The organism is Myxococcus sp. CA039A (assembly GCF_013336645.1).
In the GTDB taxonomy this organism is placed as follows: Bacteria; Myxococcota; Myxococcia; order Myxococcales; family Myxococcaceae; genus Myxococcus; species Myxococcus llanfairpwllgwyngyllgogerychwyrndrobwllllantysiliogogogochensis.
Genome location: NZ_JABUMQ010000283.1, coordinates 1 through 15,029, shown reverse-complemented (window position 1 = coordinate 15,029; position 15,029 = coordinate 1). Strand labels below are relative to the sequence as shown.

The window sequence follows — 15,029 nt, the reverse complement described above, 5'->3', positions numbered from 1 at the left end:
GGGGGGAAAGACTCCACCGGGGGTTCAGCGCGACTCTTCGCTTCGCCATCCTATCGGTCGTATTCCCGAGCAGCAACCGCCCAGCGCATGCCTGTCTACTCTGTATCTCTCCGGTATTCCTGAACAATTCCAGAGTGGACACCGCGGTGTGTGAGCGTTGGCACCCGGAGGTGCTGTGCTACCCTGGGCGCGCTAGTCGTGGGCCCCCCGTGCCCCCTCCCCCTTGTCGAGGTCTCATGAAGATGTCCGTGCGAGCCGCCTTCCTCGTGTCCACCGCGCTGTTGCTCGGGGGATGCAAGGTCAGCAGCGAGATTGGCAAGCCGTGCACCCTGGTCCGGAAGGCGCTGCCCGAGGAGAACTCGCCGACCAAGACCATGCCGGTGCTGGAGAGTGAAGTGGCGGACCGCCAGGACTTCATCTCCTTTGGTTCCGTCGAGTGCGAGGACCTCATCTGTGTGCGGGATCAGGACTACCCCCGCGCGCGCACCGAGGATGGCGCGGTGAACCCGACGGCGCCGGCGATGGGTTACTGCAGCAAGCCGTGCATCGACGGGGCCAGCTCCGACGCGTGCGAGGTGAAGGACACCTCCGACGTGAATCCGGACCTGCCGGGCCGGATGACCTGCCGCTCGCTGCTGCTGGACGAGGACACGCTCGACGCGCTGCGTTCCGCGGATGAGGACTTCTACCGACGGACCTTCGGCGAGAACAACTCGCCCTTCTTCTGCGCCGGGAACATCAGCGCGCAGGGTGGGTGACACTTTCGTGTGCGGGAGGTAGACCTTTTCCCGCGCTTGATTCGTAAAGGCAGGGCCCGCGTCGTCCGCGCAAGGAGCCCTGCCTCATGAATCGAACGGTCCTCTTCCTGTCCCTGGCCGGTGGCCTGGCCCTCACCGCCCTGGTGCTGGGCCTGCCCCAGGTGACCCGCCCGAGGACGGATCCCGTCGTCGAGGTGAAGACGCCGCCTCCGACGCCTCCCCTCCCCGTGCAAGGCACGCCCGGCTCGCTGACGATGACGAGCCGCCTGTCGCATCCGTATGTGCCCGCGGGCAGCTCGGAGGTCTTCGCCACGGTGGACCTGATGGGCGCGGAGGTCCCCGGCTCCAAGCGCCGCCCCGTGAATCTGGCGCTGGTCATCGACCGGTCGGGCTCCATGAGCGGCTACAAGCTGGCGCAGGCGAAGCAGGCCGCGCGGCACCTGGTGGGGCTGCTGCGGGACGAGGACCGGCTGGCCATCGTCCACTACGGCTCGGACGTGAAGAGCCTTCCGTCGGCGCCGGCCACGCCCGCGCAGCGCGAGCGGATGCTCCAGTACGTGGATGGCATCTGGGATGACGGCGGCACCAACATCTCCGCGGGCCTGTCCGCGGGCCGCTACCAGTTGTCCACCGCGCAGGAGGGCTTCGGCGTCAACCGGCTCATCCTCCTGAGCGACGGCCAGCCCACCGAGGGCATCACCGACGACGAGGGCCTGACGCGGCAGGTGCGCGAGCTGCGCGCCACGGGAATCACGGTGAGCGCCATTGGCGTGGGCACCGACTTCAACGAGGACCTGATGCAGGGCTTCGCCGAGTACGGCGCCGGTGCGTACGGCTACCTGGAGGACGCCGGCCAGTTGGCCGCGCTCTTCCAGAAGGACCTCCAGCAGGCCTCCACCACGGTGGCGCGGGACGTGACGCTGACCTTCACGCTGCCCTCGGGCACGGTGCTGGGCGAGGTGCTGGGCTACAACGCGCGGCAGTCCGGCAACCAGGTGATGGTCTCGCTGCCGAACTTCTCCGCCGGCCAGTTGGAGCGCGTCGTCGTGCGCCTGTCGACGACGGGCGACGCGGTGGGCCAGACGGTGCGGGTGACGGACCTGACGCTCAACTACACCGACCTCATCCGCAACGTGGGCGTGGAGAACGGCGCCGCCCTGTCCGCGGTGGTGACGGACCGGCAGGAAGAGGTTGTCGCGAGGCAGGACAAGGACGCCACGGTGTACGCGGTGCGGGCGCGCAGCGCGCAGAACCTCCAGAAGGCCGCCGAGGCCCTGCGCGAGGGCCGCCGCGACGAGGCCAAGGGCTACATCCAGCAGAACCAGGTGATGTTCAAGGAGGCCAGCACCGTGGCGAGCCCGGCGGCGGTGGCCTCGGACCTGGCCGAGCAGCAGGCCACGCTGGACGAGTACGAGAGCGCCGGAAGCGAAGAGGAGGTCCGCTCCGCCACGAAGAAGTCCAAGGTGAAGGCGCTGCGCGGCTTCGGCAAGGTGGGCTCCACCTACTGACCTCGAGGCCCGCGCCTCACTCGGGCCCGACACCCCACCCCGCTCCCGCACGGTGCTCGACAGCGCCGGGCGGAGGCGGGGTGTTTCATTTCAGGGGACGGCTAGTAGCAGAGGTACGCGTCCATCCAGTTGGCGTGAGGATCCGCGGGCTCCGCGAAGGGCACGGAGATCTTGTTGGCGTAGCGGCCCATCTGAGACCACACGAAGTTCAGGGCGGACGTCGGCGGCACGCAGAGGTAGTTGTCATCCCACCCCGTCTCCCCTGACATGCGGATGCGCGTGCAGCGCATGCCCGAAATCGCCCCGGTCTCGCTCCAGCGCAGGCCCACGTCGCGCTCGGCGCACAGGAAGTTGTCGTTCCACGTGCCCGCCACGTCGGTCGTCTCCGTGATGGCCGTGCACGCCTTGCCCTGGATGGGGCCAGCGGAGGAGAACTGGAACGCCAGCGGCACCTCGCGGTAGCAGAGGTAGTTGTCGTCCCAGGTATGGGGGTCCTCCGTCTCCAGCAACCGGGTGCAGAGCCAGTCCGGCCCCAGCAGCGGCCCCGCTGACGAAAAGGCGAACATCGCCTCCGCCTCCTCGGGCACGCACAGGAAGTTGTCGTGCCACGTGGTCTCCGCCGGCTCCGCGCTCTCGACAATCGGGTTGCAGCGAGCCCCGGCCGGCAAGGTGCCGTCCATGGTCCAGCGCAGGCCGATGTCCTTGTTGGTGCAGAGATGGTTGTCCCCCCACCCTCCCGCGAGGTCGGCCAGCTCGTTCATCAGCGTGCAGGTCATCCCTTCGATGGGGCCAGACGCGCTGAAGCGCATCACCAGCGGCGCCTCCAGGCAGAGGTAGTTGTCGCTCCACCCGTGAGGGTCCTGGGGCTCGTTGAAGCTGACGCACTCCTTGCCAAGCAACGACCCCGCGCTGGACCAGGTCAGGGTGAGCGGAGACTCGTGAGGGATGCACAGATAGTTCTCGGCCCACGAACTCCCGGGCTCCGAGCGCTCCGTCACGGGAGTGCAACGCATGAGGGGCAGGGGCAACTCGTCGGCGTGGACCCAGACGAAGCCGAGGTCCGTCGGCGAGCACAGGTAGTTGTCACTCCAGCCATTCGAATCCTGGGGCTCGTCGATGGCGACGCAGTGCATCCCGTCAATGGGGCCGCTCGCGCTGAAGACAATCTGATGGTGGCTCGTGGGCAGAGAGGATGGCGAGTCCAGCGAAGCCACCACGGCCTGTCCACGCACGGGCGGCGCGGTGTCGTCGCCCCCTGCCTGACAGCCCAGGCCCACCAGGACACAGAGAAGTCCTGGAGCGAACGCTCGATGAACGACGACACGATGGAGGGGGATTTTCATCGGAATAATCTGACATGACTGGATTGAAAGGCGCCAGACGAGCACACAGGGAATGCGTGGCTTGAGTGGGGAGTGAGTCGAAGCGAGCGAGCGCACCCACCGTGCACGCGGGCGCGAAGGGTGACTTCCAGGTTGACCGTCGGAATCGCCCGGCCCTATCTCCGCGTTCCTCCCGCCTTCGGCTGGAGGCACGGAGGCGTGGACCGAATGGCGAGCGGAAACACCCCTTGGGTCGGGGTCATCATGGGCGGCAAGAGTGACCTCGAGTACCTGCAGCCGGGCATCGACGTGCTGAAGGAGCTGGGCATCCCCCACGAGGTGCGGGTGGTCTCCGCGCATCGCACGCCGGACTGGATGATGGAGTACGCGTCCACGGCCGAGTCGCGGGGCCTGTCGCTCATCATCGCCGCCGCCGGTGGCGCCGCCCACCTGCCGGGCATGGTGTCCGCGAAGACGCTGCTGCCCGTCATCGGCGTGCCCATGCCCACCACGCTGCTCAACGGCATCGACGCGCTGCTCTCCATCGTCCAGATGCCCAAGGGTGTGCCCGTGGGGACGCAGGCCATTGGCAAGCCGGGCGCGGCCAACGCCGCCCTGCACGCCGCGGCCATCCTCGCGCTGAAGTACCCGGAGGTGCGCGAGCGGCTGGCCGCCTGGCGCAAGGCGCGCACCGACGAAGTCATGGCCCACCGGGAGCTGTCATGAGCCCTCGCGTGGTGCTCCCCGGCGGGACGATTGGCATCCTCGGTGGGGGGCAGCTCGGGCGGATGATGGCGCTGGCCGCGCGCACGCTCGGCTTCCAGGTGCAGGCGTTGGACCCGGACGCGACGTGCCCCGCGCGCTCCGTCGTCGACCGCTGCCTCACCGCTTCCTTCGCGGACATCGCCGCCGCCGAGGAGCTGGCGAAGGGCTGCGACACCGTGACGCTCGAAATCGAGAAGGTGCCGCTGGCCACGCTGGAGGCGGTGGCCCGCCACACGCCCATGCGTCCGGGCGCGTCCGTGCTGCACGTCATCCAGCACCGAGGCCGACAGAAGGGCTGGCTCGCGAAGGGAGGCTTTCCCGTGGGGCCGTGGCGTGAGGCGCACTCGGCCGACGAGCTGGCCCAGGCCATCCAGGCGCTGGGCGGTCGGTGCTTCGTGAAGTCGAGCGAGGGCGGCTACGACGGGCGCGGTCAGGTGGAAGTCAAGACGCCCGCCGAGGCTCCCGCCGCATGGCGCGAGCTGGGTGAGCGCTCCGTCGTGGTGGAGGCCGCGCTGGACCTCCAGTCGGAGCTGTCCGTGCTGGTGGCGCGCAGTCCGAAGGGCGAGCTGGCGGTGTACCCGCCCGCGTTCAACCACCACGAGGAGCGCATCCTCGCGTGGTCGCTGTTGCCCGGCCCGCTGCCGGCCGGCGTCGCCGAACGAGCCACGGAGCTGGCCCGCGACATCACCGAGGCGCTCCAGGTGGAGGGCCTGCTGGTGCTGGAGCTGTTCCTGCTGCGCGACGGCACCGTGCTGGTGAACGAGCTGGCGCCGCGTCCGCACAACAGCTTCCACTCGACGGAGGTGGCCTGCCTCACCTCGCAGTTCGAGCAGGCGGTGCGCGCGGCGTGCAACCTGCCCCTGGGTTCGGTGGAGGTGGTGCGTCCGGCGGCCATCGTCAACCTGCTCGGGGACTTGTGGCTGCGCGAAGGCGGCCCCCGGTTCGAGGACGCGCTGGCGCTGCCCGGCGTGCGGCTGCACCTGTATGGCAAGCGCGACGCGCGCAAGGGCCGGAAGATGGGGCACCTGTCCGCGGTGGGCACCACGCCCGAGGACGCACTCGCGCGGGTGAAGGCGGCGGCCGCGGTGCTCGGAGTCTGAGGCCATGAAGACGAACGCCGCGCGGCTGCTCGACTCGTTGGGCGTGAAGTACTCGCTGCGCGACTACGAGGTGGACCCGGAGGACCTCTCCGCGGAGTCGGTGGCCGCCAAGGTGGGCATGCCACCGGAGCAGGTCTTCAAGACGCTCGTCGCGCGGGGCGACCGCACCGGTGTGCTGATGGCGGTGGTGCCCGGCAACGCGGAGCTGGACCTCAAGGCGCTGGCCCGGCTGAGCGGAGATCGCAAGGTGGACACCGTGCCGCTGAAGGAACTCCAGCCACTCACCGGCTATGTGCGCGGCGGCTGCACGGCCATCGGCGGGAAGAAGGACTATCCCGTCTACGTCGATGAGACGCTGGAGCTGTTCGACGAGGTGGCCGTGTCCGCGGGCGTTCGCGGCACGCAGCTGGTGCTGGCGCCGGCCGACTACCTGCGGGTGACGAAGGCGAAGCTCGGCCCCATCTCCCGCGACAAGGCCTGAGCGGCCTTCACACCATCGACCCCTGCTCCGGCATGAAGAGCACCTTGCCGGACGTCATGTCCGCCGAGGCGATGCGCACCGCATCCCCCGCCGACTCCAGCGGCAGCCGCGCGCGCACCGGCGTCTCCAGCTCACGGCCCACCAGGGACGGCACGCCCATCAGCGCCTTGAGCTGCTCGCGGCCGAAGCCCCGGCGCGCCCACTCAGAAAGCGCGAAGCCGTCCACCGTCTTGCGCCCGAAGATGACGTCGCCCGGGTCGAAGCGGCACTCCTGCTCCGACAGCGCGCCATACACCGTCACGCGACCGCCCTCGGGCAAGGCGCCCAACAACTGGCCCGTCAGTCGCCCCGCCACCGCGTCGAAGGCGAGTGACACCTTGAGCTGGTGACACATGAGGCGCAGCCGCTCCTGGAACTCCGGCTCGTCGCTGCTCAGCACGTGCTCCGCGCCCAGTCCGCGCAACAGCTCCACCTGCTCCGCGCGCCGCACCACGTGCACCATGGGCACACCTCGCCGCCGCGCCAGCGCGCCCAGCATCCGACCCACGCTGCTCGCCGCGCCCGTCTGCGCCAGGGCCACGTGCGCGCCCTCGCGCGCGCGCTCCATCAGCACCCACGCGGTGAAGGGATTCACGAAGAGGCTGGCGCCCTGCTCGAAGGTGATGTGCGCGCGCAGGGGGATGCACTGCTGCAACGGCACCGCCGCGTACTCCGCCCACAGGCCATCTCCGCCCACGGGCGCGACACACGCGACGCGACGCCCCACGAGCAACTGCCCCGCCAGGCCTCCCGAGGCCACCACCGTGCCACTGCCCTCGAAGCCCGGCACCGTGGGCAGCGCGTTGCGCACCCCGTACTGGCCCCGCACGAACTGGAGGTCCGCCGGGTTGATCGGCGACGCCGCCATGCGCACCAGCACCTGCTTCGCGGAAGGTCGGGGAACGGCGCGGCGCTCCACCTGGAGGGATTCCGGCCGCCCGTCATAGGCCTTGAGGACCAGCGCGCGCATCACCACGGGGACAGGGGGGGCTTTCATCTGGCAGACCTTTTAATTCGCCCGTACGTGAAAGGGGGAGTCCCTTGGGCCTCCTCCGGGTCCGGAGTGTCGATGAACGCCACCATTTTGCAGTTGCACCACCGCGAAGCCTTTGAGCGCACCGTGACGCGCGCCCTCGCCGCGGGGGCCGGCGCGGGCCTGTTGCAGCTCGTCACCGCTCGCATCGGACTGCCCTTGCCGCTGGCCTGGCTCGTGCCCGCCGCCGTGGTGCTGGCGTGTGCCCAGGGAGACCGCTGGGACCGCATCCTCCTGGGGGGACTGGGTGTGGTGCTGACGGCGGTGCCGTATGCGCTGGGAATGGCGCCCGCCTGGACGGTGGCGTGCAGCGCGGCGGCGGCGGGCTCTCTGCTGGTGCGCGCGCGGCTGAGCGAAAAGGGCGTGGAGGGACAGGTGGCGGAGGCGCGCCCCACCCTCGTGCACCTGGGACTCGGCGCGCTGCTGAGCGCGGGGCTCACGCTGGGCGGCGTGGAGATTGCCCGCGTGTTCTCCGCGCGGCTGGCGGACCTGGCCACGCCCGCGCTGCTCGCGGCGGGAGCAACGGGCGCCATCCTGGGACTCTTCGTGGGGCTGAGTTCGGTGGCCGCGCACCTGGCCCTCACCGCGGACCCCGTGGAGGCCCGCGCCGAGGAGCTGATTCCCCGACTGGCCGGTGACTTCCGGACGCAGTGTGAGCGCGCGCTCGCGCTGTATCGCCAGTGCGGTCAGTCGCTCGCGTTGTTGCCGCGAGAGCCCGCGCGAGAGGAGCTGGCCCGCACGCTGGCGCGCATCACTCGCGACGCGGTGGAGCTGGCCTCCGAGTGGGCCGGCGTGGAAGCGCAGCTCGAGGAGCGCGCCCAGGCGGAGCTGCAGGCCGAGCGCGCGGAGCTGGAACGCAGCGCCAAGGCCAGCACGGATGCGGTGGCGCGTCGACAGTTGGAGTCCGCGGCCGCGTCGCTGGCGGAAGAGGTCGAGCGGCTGGGAGAACTCAAGCTGCGACGCGAGCGAATCCTCGCGAGGCTGCGCGCGGAAGTCGCCCTGCTGGAGCGCGCGCGCGTGGCACTGCTGTCGCTGCGCAGTGGACAGGCCCAGCTCAAGGCCGCGGAGCTGTCATCGCTCGCGCGTCGGTTCCGCGCGCTGTCCTCCGTGCAGTGGGAAGAAGGTCAGAGCCTGGACGCGGTGGCCACCCAGGCGACGCTGGCCCAGGTCCCCGAGCCCGTCCGGACGGAGTCGCCCTCGGCTGTCAACCCGGTCCAACCCGTCGAGGAGGGGCCCTCTGAAGCAGGCGCGGATTCTCGAATTCGCGTCCCATGAGCAGGATTCCCCGGATGTCAGGGCCAATCGAGCCGGGGGGAGGCCGTCGGCTCGTACGCTGAGTAAGAGTTGTGACGGTAGTGCGCAGGCATGAACTGTAGACGTGGGTACCGTCAGGTAACATTTGCCCCGTCATGACCCACCCCCTCGTCCGACAGCCCGGTCCGATTCCTCTCTGGTTGTGGAACGGCTCCGAGCCCGGGGTGACTTCCGCCTTCCAGCCCATCGTCGACTTGCGAGATGGCGAGGTCATCGGACACGAGGTGCTGTCGCGCGGACAGGGAACGCTCGAGTCACCGCACGAGCTGTTCACGCACGCGAGGATGTCGGGCTACACGTGGGAGCTGGAGCGCGCGTGCTGGACGTCCGCGCTGCGCCGCATCTCCACGTTGCCGGAGGACCAGCGGCGCGCGCCCTTCTTCTTCAACGTGAGTCCGGACGTGTTGAGCGACCCGCGCTTCGGGGATGGCTCCACGCTGGCGCTCCTGGAGCGCCACGGGCTGGGGCCTCGACATCTGGTGCTGGAGCTCACCGAGAAGGCGGTCATCGAGGATGGCGCGCTGCTGCAGCGCCTGACGCGTGAGTGCTCGGAGCAGGGCTTCGGGCTCGCGCTGGATGACTTCGGCGCGGGACACTCCGGACTGGTGACGCTGGTGCACTGCGTGCCGCGCTTCATCAAGCTGGACCAGGCCCTGGTGCGGGACATCCACCTGCACGACTACCGGCAGCACCTGGTGAAGTCGCTGGTGGCGTTCTCCTCCAGCGTGGACGCCATCCTCATCGCCGAGGGCGTGGAGACGTGGGAGGAGATGACGGTGCTGCTGCGGCTGGGCATCCGTCACGCGCAGGGATATCTGCTCGCCCGTCCCGCGCCGATTCCCGGACGTCCCACGGAGGCCTTCGAGACGCGACGTCGCGTGGCCATGCGCGCGCTGCTCCTGCGCGAGCGCGCGGATGACAGCACGGTGGGAGGTCTCGTCATTCGCCGGGCCACGGCCGATGCGAAGGCGACGTCAGAGGCGGTGACGAACCTCTTCCGCGATGCGCCGCAGGTGGACCACGTGGTGGTGCTGGACGGCGCGCGGCCCCAGACGCTGGTGACACGGCGGAGCCTCGCGGCGGGCGGCGGGCGGCAAGAGCTTCCGCTGGTGGTCGAGGACCAGATGGCGGTGACGGCGCTCGTCGGACTGGCGATGGCGCGCGCGCCGGAGGCCGTCTACGACCCCGTGGTGGTGACGGATGCACAGGGCGAGTTCCTGGGCACCGTCACGATGAAGCAGTTGCTGCTGCGCGCCACCGAGCTCGTGGAGCGCCACACGGCGAAGTAGGCCCGGCTCACTCCCACGCGAGGTGCAGGCGACCGTCCTCGAAGATGAGGCCCGCGTCTTCCAGTCCCGTGGAGCCGTTCTCCACCTGGGGCAGCACGTTCCTCGGAGGCGCCAGCAGCGTGTCGCGGCCCTTCGTGAAGCCCTGCTCGCGCACCAGCACCATGTACGCGCGGCCCAGGGCCACGGCCCGCTCGCGCGACGGCGTCAGCAGCCACGCCAGGTCCTTGTCCCCTCCTCGCGCGGCCCGGCGCACGGACGTCTCATCCACCGTGCCTTTCGGAAAGAAGCGCGTGAGCAACTCCTCGTTCGCGCGGAACTCGTCGCCGCCCTTCACTCGCTCGAAGTACGTGAGCACTTCCGGCTTCGCGTGGCCCGCCTGTGGCACGTCGGGGATGCCGCGCAGGTCTTGATGCCGCCACCCTTCCCTGCCCGGCACCTTGCGCGGGAATCCGAAGGTCTGGTCCACCGTCACGCCCAGGTTGGTGTGACAGCCCATGCAGAACGCGTGCTCCTCCAACGTCTGCACCCGCAAGCGGCCCTTCGCGTCCTCGATGAAGCCCTGGAGGCGCCAGCCGAACTCGTTGATGAGCCCCAGCTCGGGCGTGCCAGGGAACGCGGGCAGCCGGTTGCGCATCTTCTTCTCCTGCTCCGCCGCATAGAAGGCCATCACCTGGTCTCCCGCGTACTCCTCGTCCTTGCGCGAGTAGCGGACCTCCTTCATGCGCGCCGACAACAACGTGGGCGCATCCGGGTCCACGTACCGCACGGTGTGGAGGAACTCGACGCCGCGCGGATAGAAGTCCCGGCGCACGGCGATTTTCGCGGCGCCTCCCGCGTAGGTCTTCGGCAGGCCGCGCACCTCCTCGACACCGGAGGTCAACACGCCGTCCCCATTCACATCCACGCCCCCCGAGCGCTCGTCCACCGGCTCCACCCGTCGCCGCGCCGCCACCACCTCCAGCAGCCCGGGGTCCATCGTCATCGCCGCTTCGAGGATGGCGAGATTGAGCCGGTACACGTCTCGCGAGAGCCTTCCGTCGGCGTCGCGCTGGAACACCTCCGGGAGCCGGATGAAGACGTCGTCCGTGTTTCCATTCGTCGGCCAGAACGTGCCGAGGAACGGCTTGTAGCGGACGGCTCGCCAGCCGCTTCCGTCGAGCGCGAAGCCCTCCGCGTCGAAGCCTCGCGAGAGGTTCAGGTCCGGCACCCAGCCCTTGAATCCACCGGGACGCTGGAGCAATGACTCGCGCAGTGACGCGTAGTTGTCCTCGCGGATGTACTTCAGCACCTCGTCGTCGGAGATGTCCGCGAGCGCGGCGGTGCGGTCGACGAAGAGGTTGCTCCACTGGTTCAGCAGGCCCACGTCGCTGAAGGCGTACTCGGCCTGCAGCGACTCGTCGTCCATGACGTTGAAGCCGACGCCCCCGGTGTGGCACGTCCAACAGGGGTTCGAGACACCTTCCGTCTTCGTGTAACACATGGACGGAATGGGGGCCTCACGGTTGGCCACGGTGCTCCCGCTCGCCAGGGCTTGCGCGAGCGGGTCGAAGGGAGGCTCGGGGATGCGCGTGGAACCACGCTGCCTCCACACCCCCGCGGAGGCGAGCAGGCTTCCCAGCGCGAGGCACAGGACGAGGACGCCTCTGGCGCCTCCCTTCGAGATGATGGGCATCGGTGTCGTTCTCCTGGACGGGCGCGCGACTACGGCCAGACGCTGTAGCTGTCCTCGCCCGGATGCTGGACGCTGACGAACAGGGTCTTCATGTCCGCGCTGAACGCGGGGCCGGTGGCCTCCGCGTCGCTCGGCATGGACAGCACGCGGAAGGCCTTGCGGAAGTACGCGCTGTCCCGATGCGCCGGGCTCTGGTTCAGGTAGTAGATGCCGTCGGCCACCTTGTTGACGCCGAAGTTGCCGTCGGTGCCGAACCACACCCCGCCGTCACGGTCGATGGCGAGGTTGTCCGGCTTGGCCGCGGAGAACTCCGGCGTGGCGCTCGTCGCCGCCGTCTCGCCCTTCCACACGCGGAAGAAGGTGAACGTCCGCGAGCCGCCCGGTGCCGCCGGGTTGGCCTCGCGCATGCCGAAGATGGAGCCCACCCGGTCCGTCGCCCGGTTGTCCGTGGCACCGCGCGCCTTCGTCACCCAGGCCCCATCAGGCCCTCGCGTGGCGGTGGCGACGCGGCCTTGCTGGTCCAGCGCCGTCGGGTCGCCGTGCTCGGTGAAGGCCACGTACAGCAGCGGCGTGCCGCCGGGGTCCTTCGGGTTCCACTCGAGGTCCTCGGGACGGTTGAGTTCCATGACGCCGACCTTGTTCGCCGCCGTCCACAGCAGCTTGCGCACCTGGTCGTCATCCGTGAAGCCGCCGATGGCGTTGTAGCTGACGTCGCGCAGCGCGGTGCCCACCGTCATCGTCGGCTGCCCGAGCGCCTCGCCGTTCGGCGCGAGGTCCGCGCTGTCCAGGCTCAGCGCCACCCAGCGCCCCTGTCCAGGCGCCTGCTCGGTGGGGATGACACCGCCCACCAGCGTGTCCCCGGTGCCGTTGTCCAGGCCGGCGAAGTGCGCGGCGTAGAGCGTGCCCTGGTCGAGCAGCGCGCGAATCTCCGCCTTCGTCATGCCCGCCGTGTATGGACGGCTGGAGACGAACTTGAAGATGCGACCGCCTCGGCGGTCATCGCCGCCGTAGATGACGATGGGCTGGTCGACGAGCAACTTCCAGTTCGCGTCGACGACGAAGGCCGCGTTCTCCCAGTGGGCTCGGCCCATGACACCGAGCTTGCGGTGGCCCGCGCCGGGCTTCGACGCGTCCTTGCCGTACCAGAGGTCCGCCGGCTGGCCCGGGTCGATTTCGGTGAGGAAGCCGTAGCCGTCCTTCCGGTGCGACGAGCGCGAGTCGGAGCTGATCATGTCGCCCGACGTGGGGGACGAGAAGTCGGGCGCGAGCGGAGCCCCCGTCACCATGCCCGGCGCGTTGGGAATCCAGTCGTTCTTCCCGGTCCACAGTCCGCCTTCCGGATCGCCGTAGACGCCCTGCACGTTCTCCTCGCCCGTGAAGATGGTGCCCCACGGCGTCTGTCCGCCGGAGCAGTTGGAGTGCGTGCCGGCGACCACGCCCGCGGCCAGGTCGGCGCCGGAGTCGTCACGGTCCACGCCGGACAGCGTCATGCCGACGACTTTCGCCAGCGTCGTGCTGGAGGCGTCGTAGCGCAGGTTGCCCGCGTTGCGGTCCACGGCCCACTCGCCGGTGGCCGGGTCCTGCACCACGCGAATCCAGGTGCCGCCCACCTGCTTCTTCCATTCCTTGTTGTAGGCGATGAGCGCGTCGTCCTGCCACGTGGTGCCATCCGTCACCGAGTTGGACAGAGTCCCGCTGTTGCGCAGGAAGCGCGCGAAGTCCAGGTGCTGGCCGATGGGCGCGGTGCCGACGCGGGGCTTCGTGCCGGAGATGTACTCGTGGTTGATCCACATCCATCCCGCCGAGCCGCTCCCCTTGAACTGGGGCGCGTTACCCTGGGCGGACCAGCCGTCACCGAAGAACGCGATGTAGTCGACGTTGGCGCCGAAACGAGCACCCGTCTTGCTGAAGGTGATGGGGTCCATCCACTTGATCACCGTGGAGGAGAACAGGCCCGGCACCGTGCGCACCGAGTCGGTCGACGCGGGAGGCAAGGGGAAGACGAGCGGCGTCGGCAGTGAGCCGGCGACGAACTGGTCCACGCGAGCCTTCACGTACTCCGCGAGGTTCGTCGCGCCGGTGCCCAGGTCTCCACGGAACGTAAGCGCGATGACGGAAGACAGTGGAGTGCCGCCCTCCACACCGGGGGCGCGCGTCACGGCACCGGGACCGGGCTGTCCCTGGGAACCGGGGCCCGCGGGGCCGGGTCCACCGTTCTCGCCGGGGTCGCCATCGTCACCAGGGGTGCCGGGCTGTCCATCCGAGCCGTCCTGGCCATTCGAGCCAGCGGGACCGGCGGGGCCCGTGTCACCTTCGCAAGCGGTGATGGACAGGGTGCTACCCAGAAGCATCGCGCCGGTCGCGAGCCGCAGCAGTCGTGAAGACATGAAGCACTTCCTCCAGGGGTTTCGCGCCCGACACGAGCGTGTCCGGGCGCGAGCGCATCCTGAGGAGGCCATGTGGCAGCGGCTTGTTCAGTGCGTCACTTCTTCATCACGTCACGCGCGCGCAACGTCACGCACGGGCAACGAACACCGAAGTCACGGGGCGATGCTGATGGTCGAAACGCCCTCGAACTCCACCTGCGCGCCCTTGCGCACGCCCTTCTTCTCCGCCCAGCCCGCGGGCACCTCCAGCACGTACTGACTGGGCGCGCCCACCGAACGCGAGTCGAGCGTCTTCGGCACCGCGCGCGACACCACCCCCGCGATGTGCAGGTCCGAGGTGATGAAGATGATGTCCAGGGAGATGAGCGTGTTGCGCATCCAGAAGCCCTGCATCTCCTGCGACGGGAAGAGGAACAACATGCCCTTCCCCTCCGCCAGGTCCGTGCGCCACATCAACCCGCGCTGACGCGAATCCGGCGTGGCGGCGACCTCCACCTCCACCCGATGCACCCCGCCAAAGGCGTCCTTGAGCCGCACATGCGCACGCGGCAACGGCGGGCTCACATAGTCCTTCGAGGTGACGTCGGTGACAGGCGGTCGCACGGGGGCCGGAGGCGTGGAAGGCTGTTGGCCCTGCGCTTCCTGCTGGCAGGCGCCCAGCAGCAGCGGAAGGAGCAGGGGCGCGAGCCAACGAGGCGTCTTCATGGATGCTGGGGATGCAGCGGCTTGTTGAGCAACTTCTCGGTGAGCTCCGGCCCGAGACTGTCGGACATCAGCCGCTCCACCACCGTCTCGAACTCCACCCGCTGCGAATCACTGCTGTAGATGAAGCGGATGCCCATGCCCGGCTCGTCGCCGTCCGCCTTGGACCACACCACCTCGCCCAACAACTCGAAGGGCGCCTCCCGGTGCGGCACCGTCAGCTTGAAGAGGAAGCGCGTGCCGATGGGCAGCGGCTTCTTCGTCTTGATGAACGTGCCACCCTTGCTGATGTTCTTCGTGTAGTCCGCGAAGAACGAGTTGAGCTTCTTGTAGTCGACCTTCAGCTCGATGGGCGCGCGCCCGTGCTGGCGGTGCTCGGGACCTGTCTTCTGTTCGGACATGCGGCTGGGGAGTATAGGTGAGGCCATGGAGCAAGTCCTCACCCGTGCCCGCGCTCTGTCGCGCCGCCCGGCCGTCCTGGCCCCCCTGCTCCTGCTGGCGGGCGGCGGCTCGGCCCTCGTCCTCCTCCCCCTCTTCGGGGTCCCCGGCTTCGAATTGAGCCTCGCCCTGGCCATCGCCGTGGGCCTGCTCGGCGGGGGTCCAGGCGTCGCCGCCGCCTTCCAGGAGCGCCGCATCATTCTGGGCCAGGACCCCAGGCC

Annotated in this window: 14 protein-coding genes; 8 read left to right on the top strand and 6 right to left on the bottom strand. The window is 69.4% G+C overall.

What is annotated here, in order from left to right; translation table 11 throughout:
* The first annotated feature begins 236 nt into the window (after nt 1-236).
* On the top strand, nt 237-758 hold the full coding sequence (gene cglC, locus HR086_RS35415; protein WP_174457139.1) for an adventurous gliding motility lipoprotein CglC: 522 nt from the start codon (nt 237-239) through the stop codon (nt 756-758).
* A gap of 86 nt (nt 759-844) precedes the next feature.
* Nucleotides 845-2,266: a VWA domain-containing protein gene (locus HR086_RS35410; protein WP_174457140.1), complete on the top strand. Its 1,422-nt coding sequence runs from the start codon at nt 845-847 to the stop codon at nt 2,264-2,266.
* Nucleotides 2,267-2,367: 101 nt separating this feature from the next.
* Here HR086_RS35410 and HR086_RS35405 read toward each other — a convergent pair whose 3' ends face one another.
* Nucleotides 2,368-3,609 carry a hypothetical protein gene (locus tag HR086_RS35405; RefSeq protein ID WP_174467835.1) on the bottom strand — a complete coding sequence of 414 codons (1,242 nt, stop codon included), beginning with the start codon at nt 3,607-3,609 and terminating at the stop codon, nt 2,368-2,370.
* Nucleotides 3,610-3,816: 207 nt separating this feature from the next.
* Between HR086_RS35405 and purE the strand changes: the two genes are divergently transcribed.
* From purE to ybaK, 3 genes are read left to right on the top strand one after another with little or no spacing between them, the layout of a single operon-like run.
* Nucleotides 3,817-4,314 carry a 5-(carboxyamino)imidazole ribonucleotide mutase gene (gene purE / locus HR086_RS35400; RefSeq protein ID WP_141647982.1) on the top strand — a complete coding sequence of 166 codons (498 nt, stop codon included), beginning with the start codon at nt 3,817-3,819 and terminating at the stop codon, nt 4,312-4,314.
* Nucleotides 4,311-5,453, top strand: a complete 1,143-nt coding sequence (purK, locus tag HR086_RS35395) for a 5-(carboxyamino)imidazole ribonucleotide synthase (RefSeq protein WP_141647977.1) — start codon at nt 4,311-4,313, stop codon at nt 5,451-5,453. Before purE ends, purK begins: the two co-directional genes overlap by 4 nt.
* 4 nt (nt 5,454-5,457) lie before the next feature.
* Nucleotides 5,458-5,934, top strand: a complete 477-nt coding sequence (ybaK, locus tag HR086_RS35390) for a Cys-tRNA(Pro) deacylase (RefSeq protein WP_141647976.1) — start codon at nt 5,458-5,460, stop codon at nt 5,932-5,934.
* Nucleotides 5,935-5,941: 7 nt separating this feature from the next.
* On the opposite strand, the gene HR086_RS35385 is transcribed toward ybaK, so the two are convergent.
* A complete protein-coding gene (locus HR086_RS35385) occupies nt 5,942-6,970 on the bottom strand; it encodes a zinc-binding dehydrogenase (protein ID WP_174461835.1) in 1,029 nt (342 codons plus the stop codon).
* A gap of 72 nt (nt 6,971-7,042) precedes the next feature.
* Between HR086_RS35385 and HR086_RS35380 the strand changes: the two genes are divergently transcribed.
* Both HR086_RS35380 and HR086_RS35375 read left to right on the top strand, forming a co-directional pair.
* On the top strand, nt 7,043-8,281 hold the full coding sequence (locus HR086_RS35380; RefSeq protein ID WP_174461834.1) for a hypothetical protein: 1,239 nt from the start codon (nt 7,043-7,045) through the stop codon (nt 8,279-8,281).
* Nucleotides 8,282-8,415: 134 nt separating this feature from the next.
* A complete protein-coding gene (locus tag HR086_RS35375; protein WP_174467834.1) occupies nt 8,416-9,609 on the top strand; it encodes an EAL domain-containing protein in 1,194 nt (397 codons plus the stop codon).
* 7 nt (nt 9,610-9,616) lie between these two features.
* Here HR086_RS35375 and HR086_RS35370 read toward each other — a convergent pair whose 3' ends face one another.
* The 4 genes from HR086_RS35370 to plpQ all read right to left on the bottom strand — a co-directional run bounded on the left by HR086_RS35370 (nt 9,617) and on the right by plpQ (nt 14,771).
* On the bottom strand, nt 9,617-11,281 hold the full coding sequence (locus tag HR086_RS35370; protein ID WP_174467833.1) for a hypothetical protein: 1,665 nt from the start codon (nt 11,279-11,281) through the stop codon (nt 9,617-9,619).
* Nucleotides 11,282-11,310: 29 nt separating this feature from the next.
* Nucleotides 11,311-13,668, bottom strand: coding sequence for an alkaline phosphatase PhoX (locus HR086_RS35365; protein ID WP_174467832.1), 2,358 nt, complete (start codon nt 13,666-13,668; stop codon nt 11,311-11,313).
* A gap of 153 nt (nt 13,669-13,821) precedes the next feature.
* Nucleotides 13,822-14,373, bottom strand: a complete 552-nt coding sequence (locus tag HR086_RS35360; protein WP_174461831.1) for a DUF192 domain-containing protein — start codon at nt 14,371-14,373, stop codon at nt 13,822-13,824.
* Nucleotides 14,370-14,771: a motility regulator PlpA gene (plpQ, locus tag HR086_RS35355; protein WP_141647970.1), complete on the bottom strand. Its 402-nt coding sequence runs from the start codon at nt 14,769-14,771 to the stop codon at nt 14,370-14,372. Before plpQ ends, HR086_RS35360 begins: the two co-directional genes overlap by 4 nt.
* A gap of 25 nt (nt 14,772-14,796) precedes the next feature.
* On the opposite strand from plpQ, the gene HR086_RS35350 reads away from it, so the two are divergent.
* Nucleotides 14,797-15,029, top strand: a 233-nt coding sequence (locus HR086_RS35350; RefSeq protein ID WP_217442071.1) for a hypothetical protein, incomplete at its 3' end; no start/stop codon positions are given.